The following is a 15,575-nucleotide window of genomic DNA, read 5'->3' as shown; positions in this document are numbered from 1 at the left end:
TTAATAGATGAGCATTATGAGACAAATTTTGCTTTTGATATCGGTTGGAATTTTGCTTGGCGGATGCTTGTTCGTAAATGAGCGCGGAGTTTCTACGAATTATTATAATGATTGTAAAGAGTATTATGACGCTACGGGAACTTACCGCAAGGATTGCCCGAAAAATATAGTCGATTGGCCAAAATGAACTTAGACGAAATCAGAAATTTACGCTTAAAAGAGCTTCACAGCAAAACAAACGCTGAAATTTGGAAGCGAATTTGTGATATGAAAGAGCGTGAAAGCGAACTAAATTTCGGCGATTGTGTAGAAATTCGCACAAATTTAAATGAAAGCGAGCGTGAAGATATCTTGGATATGGCGCTAAATTTACGCTCATGGCGCAAGGGTCCGTTTAAGATAGATGATATCTTTATCGACTCTGAGTGGCGAAGTTTTGTGAAATTTAACATCTTGAAGCCACATATGAATTTAGAGGGTAAAATCGTAGGCGACATAGGGTGCAATAACGGCTATTATCTATTTAAGATGCTACCTTTTAAGCCAAAAAAATTGATTGGCTTTGACCCTAGCATAAATACGTTTATGCAGTTTAAATTTATCAATCGTTTTGTGCGTTCGAGTATTTATTATGAGCTGCTTGGAGTTGAGCATTTGCCGTATTGTGAGCATAAATTTGACACGCTTTTTTGCTTGGGAGTGCTTTATCATAGAAGTGATCCGGTAAAAATGCTAAAAGAGCTAAAAGGCTCATTAAATAAAGGCGGCGAGGTGTTTTTAGATACGATGTATATAGATATGCGCGGCGAATTCGCGCTGAGCCCTAAAAAGACATATTCAAAGATACCAAATATATATTTTGTGCCGACTATAGATGCGCTAACGGGTTGGTGTGAAAGAGCTAAATTTAAGGATATTGAAATTTTAGCTACCAAGGATACGGATTTTAGCGAGCAGAGAAAGACGGATTGGATTTTGGGTCAGAGCTTGGAAAATTTCTTAGATGAAAACGATCCGAATTTGACTATCGAAGGATATCCTGCGCCAAAAAGAGTTTACCTAAAACTTGGAATTTAAGGAAAAGTATGAGTGAAAATATATTTGATGACAGTGTGCAAGAAAGCGTAATACTGCCCGAGGATGAAAATCCGTTTCGCAACGAACTTAAAACATCTCCAAATATCAAGCTAAATTTAAGCGGAACAGTTACGGCGCTTGAGCCAAATCACGCTAAGACGAATTTTTTCGCTAGCAGCGAAATGGTGGCGGACAGCGAAGGGCTTATACATGGTGGATTTGTATTCTCTGCGGCTAGCTATGCGGCGCTTGCTTCCGTAAATGAAACTCACAGTGTGATGATAGGAGCTAAAATTCACTTCTATGCCCCGACTAGGCTTAACGAGATGATAGAATTTGATGCTCACGCTCACTTTGGCGAAAGCAAGAAACGTGAAGTAAGAGTAGTTGGAAGAACTAAAGATATAAAGGTTTTTGAAGGAACTTTTCAGATAGTTGTTTTAGAAGATCATATCTTTAAAATTTACAAAGATAATCTGCAAAAGCAAGGAGCTATAAGAAGAGCGGAAGAGAAGTCTAAAGAGCAATAAAAGTTTAGAGTTATTGAAAAGGTTAAAATAGTATTTTATAGCCTAGTGGTTACTTGATAATCCAAATATCTTTTTAATTTTAGTAAGTCCAAGCTTCATGCCGCTATATCTCATTATCTTTGCCATCTGTTTCCATCTGCTTTTTTCGTAGCAAGGATGCGGACACTTTCTGCAGCTTGGCTTTATTTCGTGCGGACACTGGCTAAGGCGTTCGTGAGCATAGTAAAACAACTCTTCGCACTCTTTGCAAAGTGATGTAGAAACATTAAAGTTGAGATTTTCGCCTTTGTATGCAAGATTTAAATTTATTTCGTTTTTAAAAGCGCTTGGATGATTATCCTTGCAATTTATGCTTAAAAACTTTGCCATTGTGCTAACTTGTTCTATAAATTTTTCTTGCGTCATTTTGCTTCCTTTGGCGTAAATTTAGCAAATCTCATCGCGCAAATCGTTAATTTAAATCAACACAAGGCTATTTGTTTAAGAATTTGTTCAAGGCTCTTTGCAAGTCCTCTTCGCAGTCAATACCTATGCTTTGGCTACTTACTTCAAGCATGGCTATTTTTTTACCGTTTTCAAGCGCTCTTAGTTGCTCTAATTTTTCCGTATCCTCAAGGAAAGAGGGTTTAAATGCGCAAAATTCACTAAGCGCTTTTACGCTGTATCCGTAGATGCCAAGATGCGCTTTATAAGCGTTGCATTCGCTTCTGTTAAAAGGAATCCTTGATCGAGAAAAATACAGTGCAAAGCCGTCTTTGTCGGTTACGACTTTAACTAGATTTTTATCGTCGGCATTTTTATCGTCTATAGTTTTGTAGCATGAAAACATAAATGCTTTTTCTAGGTTTTTTTCGCAGAAATCTTTAAATTTGGCTATATTTTCAGGCTCTATAAAAGGCTCATCGGCTTGAACGTTTATGATGATTTCGTCTTTGTTAAGGTTTAAAACTGTAACCGCCTCATTTATACGGTCGGTTCCGCTTTGATGATCCTTGCTTGTCATGACCGCTTTAAATCCATATTTTTTAGCTATTTCAAGCACCTCTTCATTATCAACCGCGATTAAAATTTCATCCACGTTTTGCACTCTTTTTGCGGTTGCGATAAACATCGGCAAGCCGTTGATGGGCTGTAAAATTTTATTATGAAACCTTGTTGAAGCAAGGCGAGCTGGTATTACTATCATTGCCTTATCCAGTTTAGAATTTTATCTTCTATCTCATCTTTGTGCGCTATGTCGGTATGAACGGCTTGTGAGCTAAATAGCGACTTTATAGACTCAGGAACGATATCGCTAAATTCTTTTGCTAAGGCTTCAAGTCCTGATTTTTCATCTTTTAGATCTTCATTTTTGCACGCCTTAAACATACTTGGCGCAAATTTAACCCAATGAGCGGTAGAGGTGATCATGGTTGGACGGGTCAAATTTGAACTCATCTTAAAGCAAGTGGCCGTGTGAGGATCGATTATGACGTCTTTGATTGCTTGCTCTTTAATTATCTCTTCGCACTCTTCATCACTACAAAAATCAGCTTCAAAATCTTTTTTAAGCTCTTCTAGTTCATCTAAATTTAGTCTGTAAAGACCGTTTTGAGATAAATTTTGCATAAGCTCTTTTGTTCTAACTGCTCCAAATTTATCAAAAAGCAATCTCTCTACGTTTGATGAGATCAATATATCCATAGCCGGACTTATGGTTTTTACAAGGGTTTTGCCTCTAAGATCATAAACGCCGGTGGTAAAAAATTCGGTTAAGATATTATTTGCGTTTGAGACGATTTTGATTTTGTCTATTTTTGCACCCATTTTTTTAGCGTAGTATGCTCCAAGCGCATTGCCGAAATTTCCGCTTGGTACGATGATATCAAAACTCTCTTGCGCTTTTAAAACACCTGTTTTTAAAAGATATACATAAGCATAGACGTGATATATGATCTGAAATAAAATTCGCCCGAAATTTACCGAATTTGCAGCGCTTAGAGATACTCCAAGTTCTTTTAGGGCTGTTTTGAAATTCTCGCTAGCCAAAAGCGTTTTAAGCGCTCTTTGTGCATCGTCGAAGTTGCCTTCTATGCCGATAACTTTTAAATTTTTAGCGCTTGCGTTTATCATTTGAAGGCGCTGAACTTCGCTTGTGCCGTCTTTTGGGTAGAGGCAGACTACTTTTATATTTGGAGCATCGCTAAATGTTTCAAGCGTAGCAGGACCCGTATCTCCGCTTGTGGCGCACATTATGAGATAGTTTTCGTTTTTTGATCTTGCTAGCTCGCTTAAAATCACTCCAAACGGCTGAAGCGCCATATCCTTAAAAGCTCTAGTAGGTCCGTGATAAAGCTCGTTTATGTATAAATTTTCGCCGATTTTTCTTATCTGAACGGGCTCGTTTGGCTTGTCAAATTTCAGATATCTTTTAAGGGCTTTTTCAAAGACATCGTTTTTAACGTCAAATTCAAATTTTTTAATGATCTCAAGCGCGATTTGCTCGTAATTTAACTCCTTTGCTTGCGCGAAAAATTCATCATCCAGCTTAGGCAGGTTAAGCGGAGCATAAAGCCCTCCGTAGTTTGAACTAGGCGCAAGAAGCGCGTGGCTAAATTCAACCGCGTTTAAATTTTCATTTTCATTGGCTCTTGTTTGGTGAAGTTTCATTTTTTGCCTTTTGTCGATTTTCTAACCCATTTTGCGTATTTTTTAAGCACACCGTCAGCTTTTATAATTGCGATTTCAGGAAGCTCGTAGCTGTGGTTGGATTTTATAAATTTGCTTATTTTTTTAAATTTTTTAGCTGTTTTTATGAGCAAAATTCTCTCTTTTTCAGAGCAAATTTCCCTTTCCCATACATAGGTGCTTTTGGCCTTTATCACGCTTACACAAGCTGCGAATTTACGCTTTATGAGTTTTTTTGAAAGTTTTTTTGCGCCTTTTTTATCACAGGAAGTTATCACAAATTTCATCTTATCATTGTTCCTATTCCATCATCGGTAAATAGCTCAAGAAGTATGGAGTGGGGCAGTCTGCCGTCTATGATATGTGAGTTTTTAACTCCGCTTTTTACGCAAGCAAGTGCGGCATCTACTTTTGGTATCATGCCTCCGCTTATTACGCCTGAGTTTTTAAGCTCTTTTATGCTTGCTTCATCAAGCTTGCTTATGAGATTTTTTTCTCCGTCTAAGATCCCTGCCGTATCTGTTAAAAACATTATCTTTTCGGCTTTTAGCTTGCAGGCTATCGCGCTTGCGCAAAGATCGGCGTTGATGTTGTAGCTGTTTGCGTTTTTATCGGTTGCGATAGGCGCGATAACGGGCACAAAGCCCTCTTTAAGCAAATTTAGCACGATATTTTCATCTACATCGGTAATATCGCCCACAAAGCCGTATTTGCCGCTATGTGATTTGACCGCATTTAGCATATTAGCATCTTTTCCGCTTATGCCTATGGCTTTTGCGCCATGCTTGTTTAAAAGAGCCGTTATCTCTTTGTTTATTAGCCCGCTTAACACCATCTCGACTACTTCCATCGTCGCTTCATCGGTCACTCTTAGTCCGTCTACAAATTCGCTTTTGATATCAAGTTTTTCAAGCATGGAGTTTATCTTTTTGCCTCCGCCGTGCACGATCACGACTTTTATGCCTACTAAATTTAACAGCACCACATCGCGCGCAAAGTCGTTTTTTAGCTTTTCGTCTATTTGCGCTGCGCCACCGTATTTGATGACAAAAATTTTATCTCTAAATTTTTGTATATACGGGAGTGCGGATACGATAATCTCGGCTGTTTTGATATGTTTTTGCAAATTTGATCCTTTTTGGGCGATTATAGCAAATTTTGCCTAGAGACTAGCTTTGATAAGCTCTTTAAAATCGCTTGAAAGAGTTGTTTTAAGAGTGATTAGGGATATCGGCAAGCCAAATTCCTCTATCTTTACGAAATCTTTTTTGGTAACTAGTAGCGAAGTGGCTTTGTAACGCTTTAAAATCTCTTCAAGCTCGCCTTTGGTAAAGCTATGATGATCTTCAAAGAACTCTCGTCCCACACACTTTTCATAAAATGGGCTAAGTCTTGCCGGATTTGCTATGGCGGTAACTAAAACCATCCTATCGCTTGGGTTAATAATCTCGCTTTCTCGAGCGAAATCAACTCCTTCTTGCACGATACGGTCTGCAAATGTATAAAAGCTCTTAGGATATCTATAAGCACCGCTTGGTATGACGAAATCAAAATAGGGCTCGTGCGAGGGCTTAATGAGGATGTTAAGTTTTTTGATGTGAAATTTAGAAAAGCCGTCATCAAGTAAGACGTATCTGGCTTTAAGACTGCGAGCTAAATTTATGGCTTCATCGCGGTTTTCGCTTACGATGACATTTGCGTTTTTAACGCTTTTTGCATACTCCATCGCCTCATCGCCGCTTGTTTTGACATCGGTTAAAATTTCGCCGTTTATGCAAATTTGTTTAAGTCCTTTTGAGGCGCGCTTATATCCTCTAAGGATGATAAAACCGCCCTCAAATTCGTTTGCTATAGCTATACAAAGGGGAGTTTTTCCGCTTCCGCCAAGAGTCAAATTTCCAATACTTATTATCGGGATATCAAAATTTTTTTTAGAAGCAAGCTTAAATTTGACCCAAATAACTATAAAATAAATGGCGCTAAGAGGTAAAAGCAGTATCGCAAGAAGCTTGCAGGCTAAATCAGGACTATAAAAATATCGCTGCGCAAAACTATGCACAAACCTCTTAAACACGGTGTTTAGCTATCTCTTTTATCGTTTCGCAAATTTTATAAACCTCTTCATCTTTTAAAGCCGCATAAATCGGCAATGAAAGCACTTGCTGATAGACTTTAAGCGCGTTTGGATAAGCATTTACTTTAAGTGCGTATTTGTTTTTGTAATAGCTTAAAAGATGCATCGGTATATGATGAAGCGAAGTGTGAATACCGTTTTCAAGTAGCTCTTTAGCAAAGCTATCGCGATTTTTATCGACTTTTATGATGTATTGCACGTAGGTATGATCTCGTTTTTTAATCGGAGTCGTGATGTGCGGGCAGTCTTTTAGCTGTTCATCGTAAATTTTAGCTATCTCTTGGCGTCTTTTGATAAATTTATCGTTTTTACCGAATTGACCCATCGCATAAGCTGCGCAAAGTGCCGTAAGATCGTATTTAACGCCGATATCAACCACATCGTATATATAGCTTAAATTTCCGTCTTTATCAATGCCGTTTATGATGGCGTGATTTCTAAGCAGCTTAGCTCTTTCTGCGATATTATCGTCATTTGTTACCATAAAGCCGGCAGTTGCGATCGGATTTGTAAGCTGAGAATGAATACTAAAGCAAGCAAGTGAGGAGTCGTCCGTAGAGCCTATTTTCTTATCTTTATAGGTAAGTCCTATGCCTTTGCCTGCGTCGTCAAATACCTTTATGCCGTATTCGTTAGCTATATCGTAAATTTCATCCATATCGGTAGCTTGACCCGCTACGTGATTTACAAATATGCCCTTTAGCTTTTTGTGGTTATTTACTTTAAGGACATCTCTTAGCGAATTTGGATTCATGTTAAAATCATCTTCGTTTACATCTACAAATATCGGCTCGGCGTCAAAATGCCTGATTGATTGCGCTACGCTTGGAGTTGAATTTACCGAACATATAAGCTTATCTCCGCGTTTTAGATCGATAGAGCAAAGCGCAAGATGGTGTGCTGCCGTTCCGTTGTTTGTCGTTACCGCATGTTTTACGCCAAAATACTTCTTAAGCTCCGCTTCAAACCTACTAATCATAGAAGCTCCGTTGTCCTTAAGGGCTTCTTTTATAAGCTCTATCTCTTTTTCGTCGATAGATGGCTTGTAAAATGTAATTTCCTCCATAATTTCAACTCCTTAATTTAGTTTATCTTGGCAATCGGTGGCATGCTAAGCTTAAATTTGTTTTTTGATATTCTTGTAAGTATCATATTTACAAGCGCGTTGTCAAATTTGCCTAACAGCTTTTTTTTGCTCTCTTTTTTTTCTATATCTATTAAAACCTTATCGATTTTTTCGTATTCATATCCCATATCTCCTTCGTCCGTTTGACCCTCATAAAAGTCTGCCGAAGGCGGTTTTGTGATGATACCTTCATCTACTCCTAAAAATCTCGCAAATTCAAAAATTTCGGTTTTAAAAAGTTCTCCGATAGGGTTTAAAGCACATGCCAAATCTCCATGGATAGTGCTATATCCAAGCATTAGTTCGCTTTTGTTTGTTGTGCCTACTACCAAAGCGTTTATGCTTGCCGAATAGTCATAAAGCAAGCTCATTCTAACCCTGGCGGCTAAATTTCCGCTTCTTAAATTCGATAGTTTTTCGCCTATGCTACCGCTAAAGCTATCTAAAATGGGCTGGATATTTATGATCTTATGGCCGATGTCAAGCTTTTTGCAAAGCGTTAGGGCGTCTTTTAAATTATCTTCGTTTGAAAATTTAGTAGGCATTATAAGAGCGTAAGTATTTTTAGGCTTAACCATCTTACAAAGCGTTGCTACAACTGCTGAATCGATACCTCCGCTAATACCGATGACAAAATTCTCCGCTCCGCTTTTTGCAAGGTAGTCAGATAAGAAAATTTGTAACTTAGAGCTGATCTGATTATAATCTTTCATATATTTATTACCAAGTATTTAATTTATTCTTTAGCATTATACTTATTTTTTTATAAAAAAATCTTTTAAGCTTAAAAAATATACAATAAAAATTATATTTATTTTACATTAAAGAATTTTTAGATGAAAGTGTTATTTAAATCTTGCGGCTCATACCAGACAAATTGCTATATAGTTTCTAAAAACGGCTTTGAGCTCATCATTGACCCTGGCGAAAACGCCTTTAAATTTGTAACCGAAAATGTAAAAAATCCTATCGCCATACTTAATACTCACGGACATTCAGATCATATTTTTTCAAACGTTAGCTTAAAAAATTTATTTAATATTGACGTGTATATTCATAAGGACGATAATTTCATGCTTCAAAGAGATATTTTCGGTGAAGGATACGAGACTATGAGCGATGCCGTAACGGTAGGCGGCGTTAAATTTGAAGACGTGAGCTTTAAAATCGGAGAATTTGATATATCTTATCTGCATTTTCCGGGCCATACTCCCGGATGTTCGATGGTAAGAGTTGATGACGTGATATTTAGCGGGGATTTTTTATTTTATCGCTCGATAGGGCGTTATGATTTTCCCTATTCAAATGAAAACGATATGAAAAAAAGCCTTGAGAAATGTCTTGGCATGAGCGGTGACTTTGAGCTTTTTCCTGGGCATGGCGGAGCTACTACTTTAAAAAATGAGCAATCCAATTTGCCTCTTTGGCTTAGAAGTATGAGATAAATTTCGTTTGCGGTTTATCTACTGATTAGGATTTGTTTTATTGATTTGAGTGATACTATTTGGTATTTTAAGAGCCTTGGCAGATTTTGAATAATCCATTCAGATGAAAGGACGTTAATTTTAAACATATGCCGCTAGTAATTTAAGTTTGTGTTGTGATATATTTCAAAGTCAAATTTAAGTCATAAATTTATGACTTTTGTGCGGAGGCACTTTTAATTTGCTTCTGAATTTTTGTCTTAAATTCCTTAGACTAAAGATTAAATTTATCCAAGTGGGCCAAAAATTTCTCAGGCGGATAAAAACCTATAACTCTTGCACTTTTTAGCTCCTCCTCGCCTTTGTAAAATATCAGCGCAGGCGGACCTATAAGCCCGAATTTATTCATGAGTTCGTTGTCTTCTTTGCTTCCTTTAGTAACATCTACTCGTATTAAAGTTAAATTTTCAAGCCTGCTTAATACCGCTTGCTCCTTAAATGTTATCTCGTCAAGTTCGTTGCAGCTTACGCACCAAGTAGCGTAAAAATCAATCATAACCGGCTTGCTTGAGCTTTTTATCGCATTTTCAAGCTCATTTACGTTTGATACGCTGATAAATTTTGCCTCTTTGTTATTTATAGCTCCCGATGTGCCGAAATTTGCAAGGGGATTTGCAAGCGACTTCGCTCCCGTAAAAGAGCCTATGATAAGTATGAATGCGTATATAAATAGGATTAGAGATACCGATTTAAGAGCCTTTTTACCGGAGCTGCTGTTTTCATTTGTGCTGTCAAAAGCTCCAAAATATACGCTCATAAATACTCCTGTGATCCCGTAAAGTAAGAATTCTATCTTAGAGCCAAGTACTCGCGCGCTAAGCCATATAGCCATAAATATCATGATAAAGCCAAAGAGTCTTTTAATGTTATCCATCCAAATTCCCGGTCTTGGAAGCAGTTTGCCCGAGCTTGCACCGATGATTAGAAGCGGTACACCCATGCCAAGCCCCATGATAAATAGAGCCGATCCGCCAAAGAGCACATTTCCGCTTTGCGCTATATAAAGAAGCACGCCCGCAAGAGGTGCTGCGACGCATGGACTTGCAATGAGAGCGGATAAAAATCCCATGATGAAAATTCCTATAATTCCGTCTTTATTTTCGGCTTTTTTGTTGAGTAAATTTTGGATTTTTAAAGGCATTTGAAGCTCGTAAAGTCCAAACATCGATAGAGCAAGTGCAACAAAGACCAAGCTAAAGCCGATAAGCACCGCAGGAGTTTGTAGCATGCCGCTAAGTCCCGCACCAAAGATACTTGCTACTATACCCGCTACCGCGTAGGCTAAAGCCATGGCAAAGACATAGATAAATGAAAGCCAAAATCCGCGTTTAGCGTTTAGTTTGTCTCCTGATTTGGATACGATAATGCTTGAAAGTATCGGTATCATAGGAAATATACAAGGGGTAAGCGAAAGTAAAATTCCATATCCAAAAAAGGTAATAAGCGATAAAACAAACCCTTTGTCGCTTAAATTTTTAGCGATGCTGTCTTGCTCGGATAAGTCGCTTTCGCCAGGCAGGCTAGAGGCTACGGTCGTATCGCCATCTTTTGGAATTAACGCTATTTTGTATCCGCTTAAGCCGCTTGATACGTTGTAATTATTTACTTGCGGTTGGTAACAAATGCCGTTTTTGGCGCAACCTTGATACTCAAGCGTGATATTAAAGCTGTCGCTTTGATTTATCTCTTTAAGCAAACTTATAGGCACAAATAAGCTAAATTTTTCAGGATATACGTCAAAACTGCCGTCGTTTATAAAATTTGGCAAATTTAGCTGATCGTTTAGTGTCTTGCCTTTGCTGATTACTTTTAATGTGTCCTTATATACGTATATATCTTTTGCCAGATCAAACCTAAATTCGACATTTTGGCTGTCGGTTTTCGCGCTTAATCCAAAAGCTTCGGCAACCGAAAGCGGATCTCCAAAGGCTGATACGATAAGTAAAAATATAGAAAAAATCGCTTTTTTAAACATATTTGTCCTTAAAAATTTCTAGTCGTATTTTACAAGAATAATATAAAGCCAGTGTTAAATATGCAGGAATATAGAGTGCTTAATTTAAATTTAAGAATCTAAAAAGTAGCATTTTATATATGAAATTTATAAAAGGAAAGCCCATGTCAAAACATAAAAAAGAGGATAAAAAGGCTAAATTTGATTACGAGCATGAGCTTAGAAAGCTTCAGATTGAGCTTTTGAAATTTCAAAACCACGTAAAAGAGCAGGGTCTAAGAGTGCTTATCATCGTTGAGGGGCGTGACGCGGCAGGAAAGGGCGGAAGTATAAAGCGCCTAACTGAGCATCTAAACCCGCGCGGATGTCGTATAGTAGCACTCGAAAAGCCAAGCGACGTAGAGCGCTCGCAGTGGTACTTTCAGCGGTATGTGGCGCACCTCCCAAGCGCCGGAGAGATCGTGATATTTGACCGCTCGTGGTACAATAGAGCAGGAGTTGAGCCTGTGATGGGATTTTGTACTCAAGAAGAGCACAAGGAATTTTTGCGCGAGGTGCCAAAATTTGAAGAGATGATAAAAAACTCGGGCATAATTTTCTTTAAATTTTACCTGTCGGTTTCAAAAGAGGAGCAGAAAAAACGCTTCAAAGAGCGCCTTACCGATCCGCTTAAGCAGTTTAAAATTTCGCCTGTGGATGCTAAGAGCCAAGAACTCTGGGATCAATACACCATCGCCAAATACTCCATGCTACTTGCTTCAAACACGCCTGCTTGTCCTTGGACGATAGTATCATCTGATAGCAAAAAGCACGCGCGGATAAATATATTTAGGCATATTTTGGCAAATGTCGAGTATCCAAAGAAGATAGACGTGAAGAATTTTGAATGCGACTCTGATATCGTAAGAAGCGGCGAAGAGGAGATAAGGCTGATGGAGGTAAATTTAAAGAATGAAAATTTATCAAAAATGAATGGCTAAACAAGAATAACTTTAGTTTAAATACAAGCTAAAGGCTGCTCGCTTTTAATGTTTTCTATCTTAACCCAAGCACTAATATATATAATTTGAATTATGACAAGCAGTCCAAATTCTGTATATATTAGTATTTCATTATCTATTTTGGCTAATCTTATATATAATGCAAATATTATATCTATAGTTAGAAGTATTAAATATAATTTAAAATTTGAAATTCTAGTGATGTTTGCCAGTTTAAGAGTAGATATAAACCAGGCATAAGCCATGCAGACAGCAGATATCGCTAGAGGAATGGCAAAATATAATGAATAAAATTCAGTAGCTATATAAGATATCAAAAAAATAACTGAAAATACAAGGCTTAATTTGTAAAATTTATGAACGCTTACATTTGATATCTGCTCAAATTTTTTAAGAGCTTTGTATAGATAAATTGCTGACATTATTGACATTGCAGCAGATATAGTCCCATTATCAAAATACATGGGAGCATTGCTTGTTAAAATTCCGACTCCTAAAAACGAACTACCAAATATACCTTCTTGCTTTGCTTTTTCAAACAACTCTTTAGAGCTATTATTTTTTAATTTTTCGTTGATCAAATTTTCTTTCATAGCAACTCTTTATTTTTATTTATCTCACTTACTTATTGTAATATAAGATTTATTCATAGTAGTGTTAGTTGTGAGATGATCACAATATTTTATATAAACATACTTTAAATACTTATTAAATTATTTTATATCTGAGTAGTAAAAATTTGCGTTATACTTGGTATTTGCTTGCTGTCTATATCAAATTTAACTCCTCTTATATCCACATCATAAAGCGAGCTTAAATTTCCTTCGTTTAGTACTTCGCTGCTTTTGCCAAAGACGTAGCTAAGGTCGTTTTTAAGGATGAGAGTGCTGTCAGCTACGGCTAGAGCGTGGTTTGGCTGATGAGTGGTAAAGACGATACTTGCATTGCTTTGCTTTTTTAAATTACGAATCAGCGTTAAAACCCTATCTTGGTTTTTTAGATCAAGTGCGCTTGCGGGCTCATCTAAAAACATCACTTCGTTTCTGCTTGCAATCGCTCTAGCAAGCAATACAAGCTGCTTTTGTCCGCCTGAAAGGGAGTTAAAACTTTTGTTTTTAAGGTGTGAAATTTCTAAGCTACAAAGTGCATCTTCGCAAATTTTGATATCCTCTTTGCTCGGCTTTGAAAAAAGCGAAATTTCACGAATCCGCCCCATCAAAACTATATCAAGCACGCTATAGTCAAACGCAACGCTAAAATTTTGCGGTAAAAAGGCGAATTTGGCCTGCGTTTTTACTTCGCCCTCTTTGAGCTTTAAAACTCCCATCATGCAAAACATAAGCGTGCTTTTGCCTTGTCCGTTTAGTCCCAGTATCGCTAGTGTTTCGCCTTTGGCAAGGGCGAAATTTAGCCTGCGAAATAGAAATTTTTGCTCCTCGTAGTAAAATCCCGCATCTTTTATCTCAAGCAGAATCTTTTATCTCAAGCAGATTTTGCATTTGACGCGCTCCTTTTTAAGAGTATCGCAAAAACTGGGCTTCCGATCAGTGCTGAAATTATGCTAAGAGGCACTTCCGCGCTGCTTATGCTTCTGGCTAAGTCATCTACAAACAGCATAAATATAGCTCCTATAACGAAGCAAGCGGGCATCGAGCGAGTGTGGTCGCTTCCGCATATGAGCCTTGCGATGTGAGGCACGACAAGCCCGATCCAGCCGATATTTCCGCTTACACTTACCTGCACGGCGATAAGAAGAGTGCAAAGGATCAGTATAAACGAGCGAAGAAGCGTGATATTTACGCCTAAAACTTTAAGATCGTCGTCGTTTAGGCTAAGCAGGTTAAACCTGTATCTAAGCATGATCAAAAGTGTCGCGCAAGGCAGGCTGATAACGGCTAAAAGCGTGAGCTTATCGTAGTTTGCGCTTACGAAGCTTCCAAGTAGCCAGTAGATGATGTTTGGTAATACCTCTTCGTTATCGGCAAGATACTGCACTAAGCTTGTAAGTGCGGCAAATACGCCGTTTATGACGATACCTGCTAAGATGAGCGAGAAAATGTCAGCTTTAGAGACAAATTTAGCTAGGAAAAATAGCGCCAAAAGAGCTAAAATTCCAAAGAAAAAGGCAAAGCCTACGATGTAAAACGAGCCAAAGCCTATGAGTATGCAAAGCGCTCCGCCAAATGCCGCTGCGGTGCTAACTCCTACGATATGAGGGCCTACGAGTGGGTTTTTAAAAACAGCTTGCAAGCTAAGCCCGCTAAGCGCTAAAACTCCTCCACAAAGGCTTGAAAGCAAAATTCTAGGCACTCTAATGCTCCAAATGACGCTTTTAGCCGTTTCGTTATCGCTACTACCTATTAAAATGCTTAAAACTTCGCTAAATTCGATGTGATACTGCCCCATCCCAAGCGAGACGAGGCAGGTTATAACCCAGATGATGATGAGTGCTGGAAACATCATTTAGAGTATGATGTGCGGTAGAATTTTTGATAAAACTCCTCAACTTTCTTATCAAAATCTACACCTTTGAAATGCTCAGGATATAGCCTTATAGCCAGCCACTCCTCGCCAAGCGCCATAGCTTCTGCGGTAGGATAGCCCCAAGCTTTGGCAAATTCAGGCATCATGTAAATTTTATTCATCTTGATAGCCGTTACGTTTGCAAGCTGTGGGTTTGACTTAAGCTCGTTTGGAACTTGCGGATAGCGCTCTTGGACAAATATCATGTCGGGATTATAGGCGATTAAATTTTCAGCTGAAATTTGCTTATAGCCTTTGATATCTTTTGCAGCCACGTTTTCTCCGCCTGCTCTTGCAAACAGCACTCCCGTGTATTTGCCGCTTCCGTAGGTGGTAAGATCGGGATTTGCCATGTAAATTCTAACTTTTTTATCTATCTTTATATTGTCCATTTTGCTTTTTAAGAAAGCTTGTTGATCTTTTACAAATTTAATGAGCTCAGCTGCTTCTTTTTCACGGTTTGCCACTTTGCCAAGTATCTCAACGCCTTCATAGTAGCCCTCTGTGTAAGCTTTGGCTTCGTCTTCAAGCGTAGGATTTAGCTTATCTTTTTCTTTATCCTCTCTTTTTGAAAAGCTGATGCCAACAACTGGTATCTTAAGCTCTTCCATTTTTGCGATATATTCGCTTGGGATGTAGTTGGTTACGATAACGACATCGGGTTTTAGCTTGAGAACCGACTCGTAGTTTATGACCTTTAGGTCGCCCGGAGTTGGCATATCTTTAAGGCTTGGAGCAAGGCGAGCATAGTTCTTGCCAAGCGTTTTTTCCCAAGTTTCAAGCACGCCAATGACCTTATCCATAGCATTAATTTGATTAAGTACGTTTAGGCTTTGGTGCTGAAGCACGATTATGCGCTTAGCTTCGTCGGGAAGGGTTACATCTCTTCCTAGTTGATCGGTGATGACACGGTCTGCAAATAAAGATGAAGCGCAAAGCGCAAGACTTAATATAAGAGTTGAAAATTTACTCATGCTCTCTCCTTGAAATTATTTAAATATACTTTTTAAATTCTTAAATTTAGTATTTATAATATATAAAATATAAAATAATATATTATAAAATTTGTTATATAAATT

18 protein-coding genes are annotated in these 15,575 nt (G+C 38.1%); 5 read left to right on the top strand and 13 right to left on the bottom strand.

Annotated elements, in window-relative coordinates; translation table 11 throughout:
* Window positions 1-16: 16 nt before the first annotated feature.
* The 3 genes from CORI_RS06160 to CORI_RS06150 are packed head-to-tail and all read left to right on the top strand — an operon-like array spanning window position 17 to window position 1,607.
* Window positions 17-187, top strand: coding sequence for a hypothetical protein (locus CORI_RS06160; RefSeq protein ID WP_254064895.1), 171 nt, complete (start codon window positions 17-19; stop codon window positions 185-187).
* Window positions 184-1,077: a tRNA 5-methoxyuridine(34)/uridine 5-oxyacetic acid(34) synthase CmoB gene (gene cmoB / locus CORI_RS06155; RefSeq protein ID WP_173031242.1), complete on the top strand. Its 894-nt coding sequence runs from the start codon at window positions 184-186 to the stop codon at window positions 1,075-1,077. The genes CORI_RS06160 and cmoB overlap by 4 nt, the downstream gene beginning before the upstream one ends.
* Before the next feature lie 8 nt (window positions 1,078-1,085).
* On the top strand, window positions 1,086-1,607 hold the full coding sequence (locus tag CORI_RS06150; RefSeq protein ID WP_173031241.1) for a PaaI family thioesterase: 522 nt from the start codon (window positions 1,086-1,088) through the stop codon (window positions 1,605-1,607).
* 42 nt (window positions 1,608-1,649) lie between these two features.
* On the opposite strand, the gene CORI_RS06145 is transcribed toward CORI_RS06150, so the two are convergent.
* From CORI_RS06145 to CORI_RS06110, 8 genes are all read right to left on the bottom strand, one after another.
* Complete coding sequence (locus CORI_RS06145) at window positions 1,650-2,012, bottom strand: nitrous oxide-stimulated promoter family protein (protein WP_173031240.1); 363 nt, start codon at window positions 2,010-2,012, stop codon at window positions 1,650-1,652.
* 67 nt (window positions 2,013-2,079) lie between these two features.
* Window positions 2,080-2,793 (bottom strand): 3-deoxy-manno-octulosonate cytidylyltransferase, encoded by a 714-nt coding sequence (gene kdsB, locus CORI_RS06140; RefSeq protein WP_173031239.1) that lies wholly within the window; start codon window positions 2,791-2,793, stop codon window positions 2,080-2,082.
* Window positions 2,790-4,256, bottom strand: a complete 1,467-nt coding sequence (gene thrC / locus CORI_RS06135) for a threonine synthase (RefSeq protein WP_173031238.1) — start codon at window positions 4,254-4,256, stop codon at window positions 2,790-2,792. The genes kdsB and thrC overlap by 4 nt, the downstream gene beginning before the upstream one ends.
* A complete protein-coding gene (gene cutA / locus CORI_RS06130; RefSeq protein WP_173031237.1) occupies window positions 4,253-4,561 on the bottom strand; it encodes a divalent cation tolerance protein CutA in 309 nt (102 codons plus the stop codon). The genes thrC and cutA overlap by 4 nt, the downstream gene beginning before the upstream one ends.
* Window positions 4,558-5,400, bottom strand: coding sequence for an acetylglutamate kinase (gene argB, locus CORI_RS06125; RefSeq protein ID WP_173031236.1), 843 nt, complete (start codon window positions 5,398-5,400; stop codon window positions 4,558-4,560). The genes cutA and argB overlap by 4 nt, the downstream gene beginning before the upstream one ends.
* A 36-nt stretch (window positions 5,401-5,436) precedes the next feature.
* A complete protein-coding gene (locus tag CORI_RS06120) occupies window positions 5,437-6,348 on the bottom strand; it encodes a tetraacyldisaccharide 4'-kinase (protein WP_173031235.1) in 912 nt (303 codons plus the stop codon).
* A complete protein-coding gene (locus CORI_RS06115; RefSeq protein ID WP_169942393.1) occupies window positions 6,341-7,474 on the bottom strand; it encodes a DegT/DnrJ/EryC1/StrS aminotransferase family protein in 1,134 nt (377 codons plus the stop codon). Before CORI_RS06115 ends, CORI_RS06120 begins: the two co-directional genes overlap by 8 nt.
* Before the next feature lie 17 nt (window positions 7,475-7,491).
* Window positions 7,492-8,247, bottom strand: a complete 756-nt coding sequence (locus CORI_RS06110) for an NAD+ synthase (protein WP_173031234.1) — start codon at window positions 8,245-8,247, stop codon at window positions 7,492-7,494.
* A 123-nt stretch (window positions 8,248-8,370) separates the two neighbouring features.
* On the opposite strand from CORI_RS06110, the gene CORI_RS06105 reads away from it, so the two are divergent.
* A complete protein-coding gene (locus CORI_RS06105; RefSeq protein WP_173031233.1) occupies window positions 8,371-8,979 on the top strand; it encodes an MBL fold metallo-hydrolase in 609 nt (202 codons plus the stop codon).
* Between the two features lie 253 nt (window positions 8,980-9,232).
* Here CORI_RS06105 and dsbD read toward each other — a convergent pair whose 3' ends face one another.
* Window positions 9,233-10,993 (bottom strand): protein-disulfide reductase DsbD, encoded by a 1,761-nt coding sequence (gene dsbD / locus CORI_RS06100; RefSeq protein ID WP_173031232.1) that lies wholly within the window; start codon window positions 10,991-10,993, stop codon window positions 9,233-9,235.
* Window positions 10,994-11,136: 143 nt separating this feature from the next.
* On the opposite strand from dsbD, the gene ppk2 reads away from it, so the two are divergent.
* Window positions 11,137-11,952: a polyphosphate kinase 2 gene (ppk2, locus tag CORI_RS06095; RefSeq protein WP_173031231.1), complete on the top strand. Its 816-nt coding sequence runs from the start codon at window positions 11,137-11,139 to the stop codon at window positions 11,950-11,952.
* A gap of 17 nt (window positions 11,953-11,969) precedes the next feature.
* Here ppk2 and CORI_RS06090 read toward each other — a convergent pair whose 3' ends face one another.
* From CORI_RS06090 to CORI_RS06075, 4 genes are all read right to left on the bottom strand, one after another.
* Window positions 11,970-12,566 carry a hypothetical protein gene (locus CORI_RS06090; RefSeq protein WP_173031230.1) on the bottom strand — a complete coding sequence of 199 codons (597 nt, stop codon included), beginning with the start codon at window positions 12,564-12,566 and terminating at the stop codon, window positions 11,970-11,972.
* A 125-nt stretch (window positions 12,567-12,691) separates the two neighbouring features.
* Window positions 12,692-13,435 (bottom strand): ABC transporter ATP-binding protein, encoded by a 744-nt coding sequence (locus CORI_RS06085; protein WP_254064980.1) that lies wholly within the window; start codon window positions 13,433-13,435, stop codon window positions 12,692-12,694.
* A 20-nt stretch (window positions 13,436-13,455) separates the two neighbouring features.
* On the bottom strand, window positions 13,456-14,436 hold the full coding sequence (locus CORI_RS06080) for an iron ABC transporter permease (protein WP_173031229.1): 981 nt from the start codon (window positions 14,434-14,436) through the stop codon (window positions 13,456-13,458).
* Window positions 14,433-15,470: an ABC transporter substrate-binding protein gene (locus CORI_RS06075; RefSeq protein WP_173031228.1), complete on the bottom strand. Its 1,038-nt coding sequence runs from the start codon at window positions 15,468-15,470 to the stop codon at window positions 14,433-14,435. The genes CORI_RS06080 and CORI_RS06075 overlap by 4 nt, the downstream gene beginning before the upstream one ends.
* Between the last annotated feature and the right edge of the window lie 105 nt (window positions 15,471-15,575).

It is taken from the genome of Campylobacter sp. CCUG 57310 (assembly GCF_013201975.1).
In the GTDB taxonomy this organism is placed as follows: domain Bacteria; phylum Campylobacterota; class Campylobacteria; order Campylobacterales; family Campylobacteraceae; genus Campylobacter_A; species Campylobacter_A canis.
This window is presented reverse-complemented; position numbering and strand designations above follow the sequence as displayed.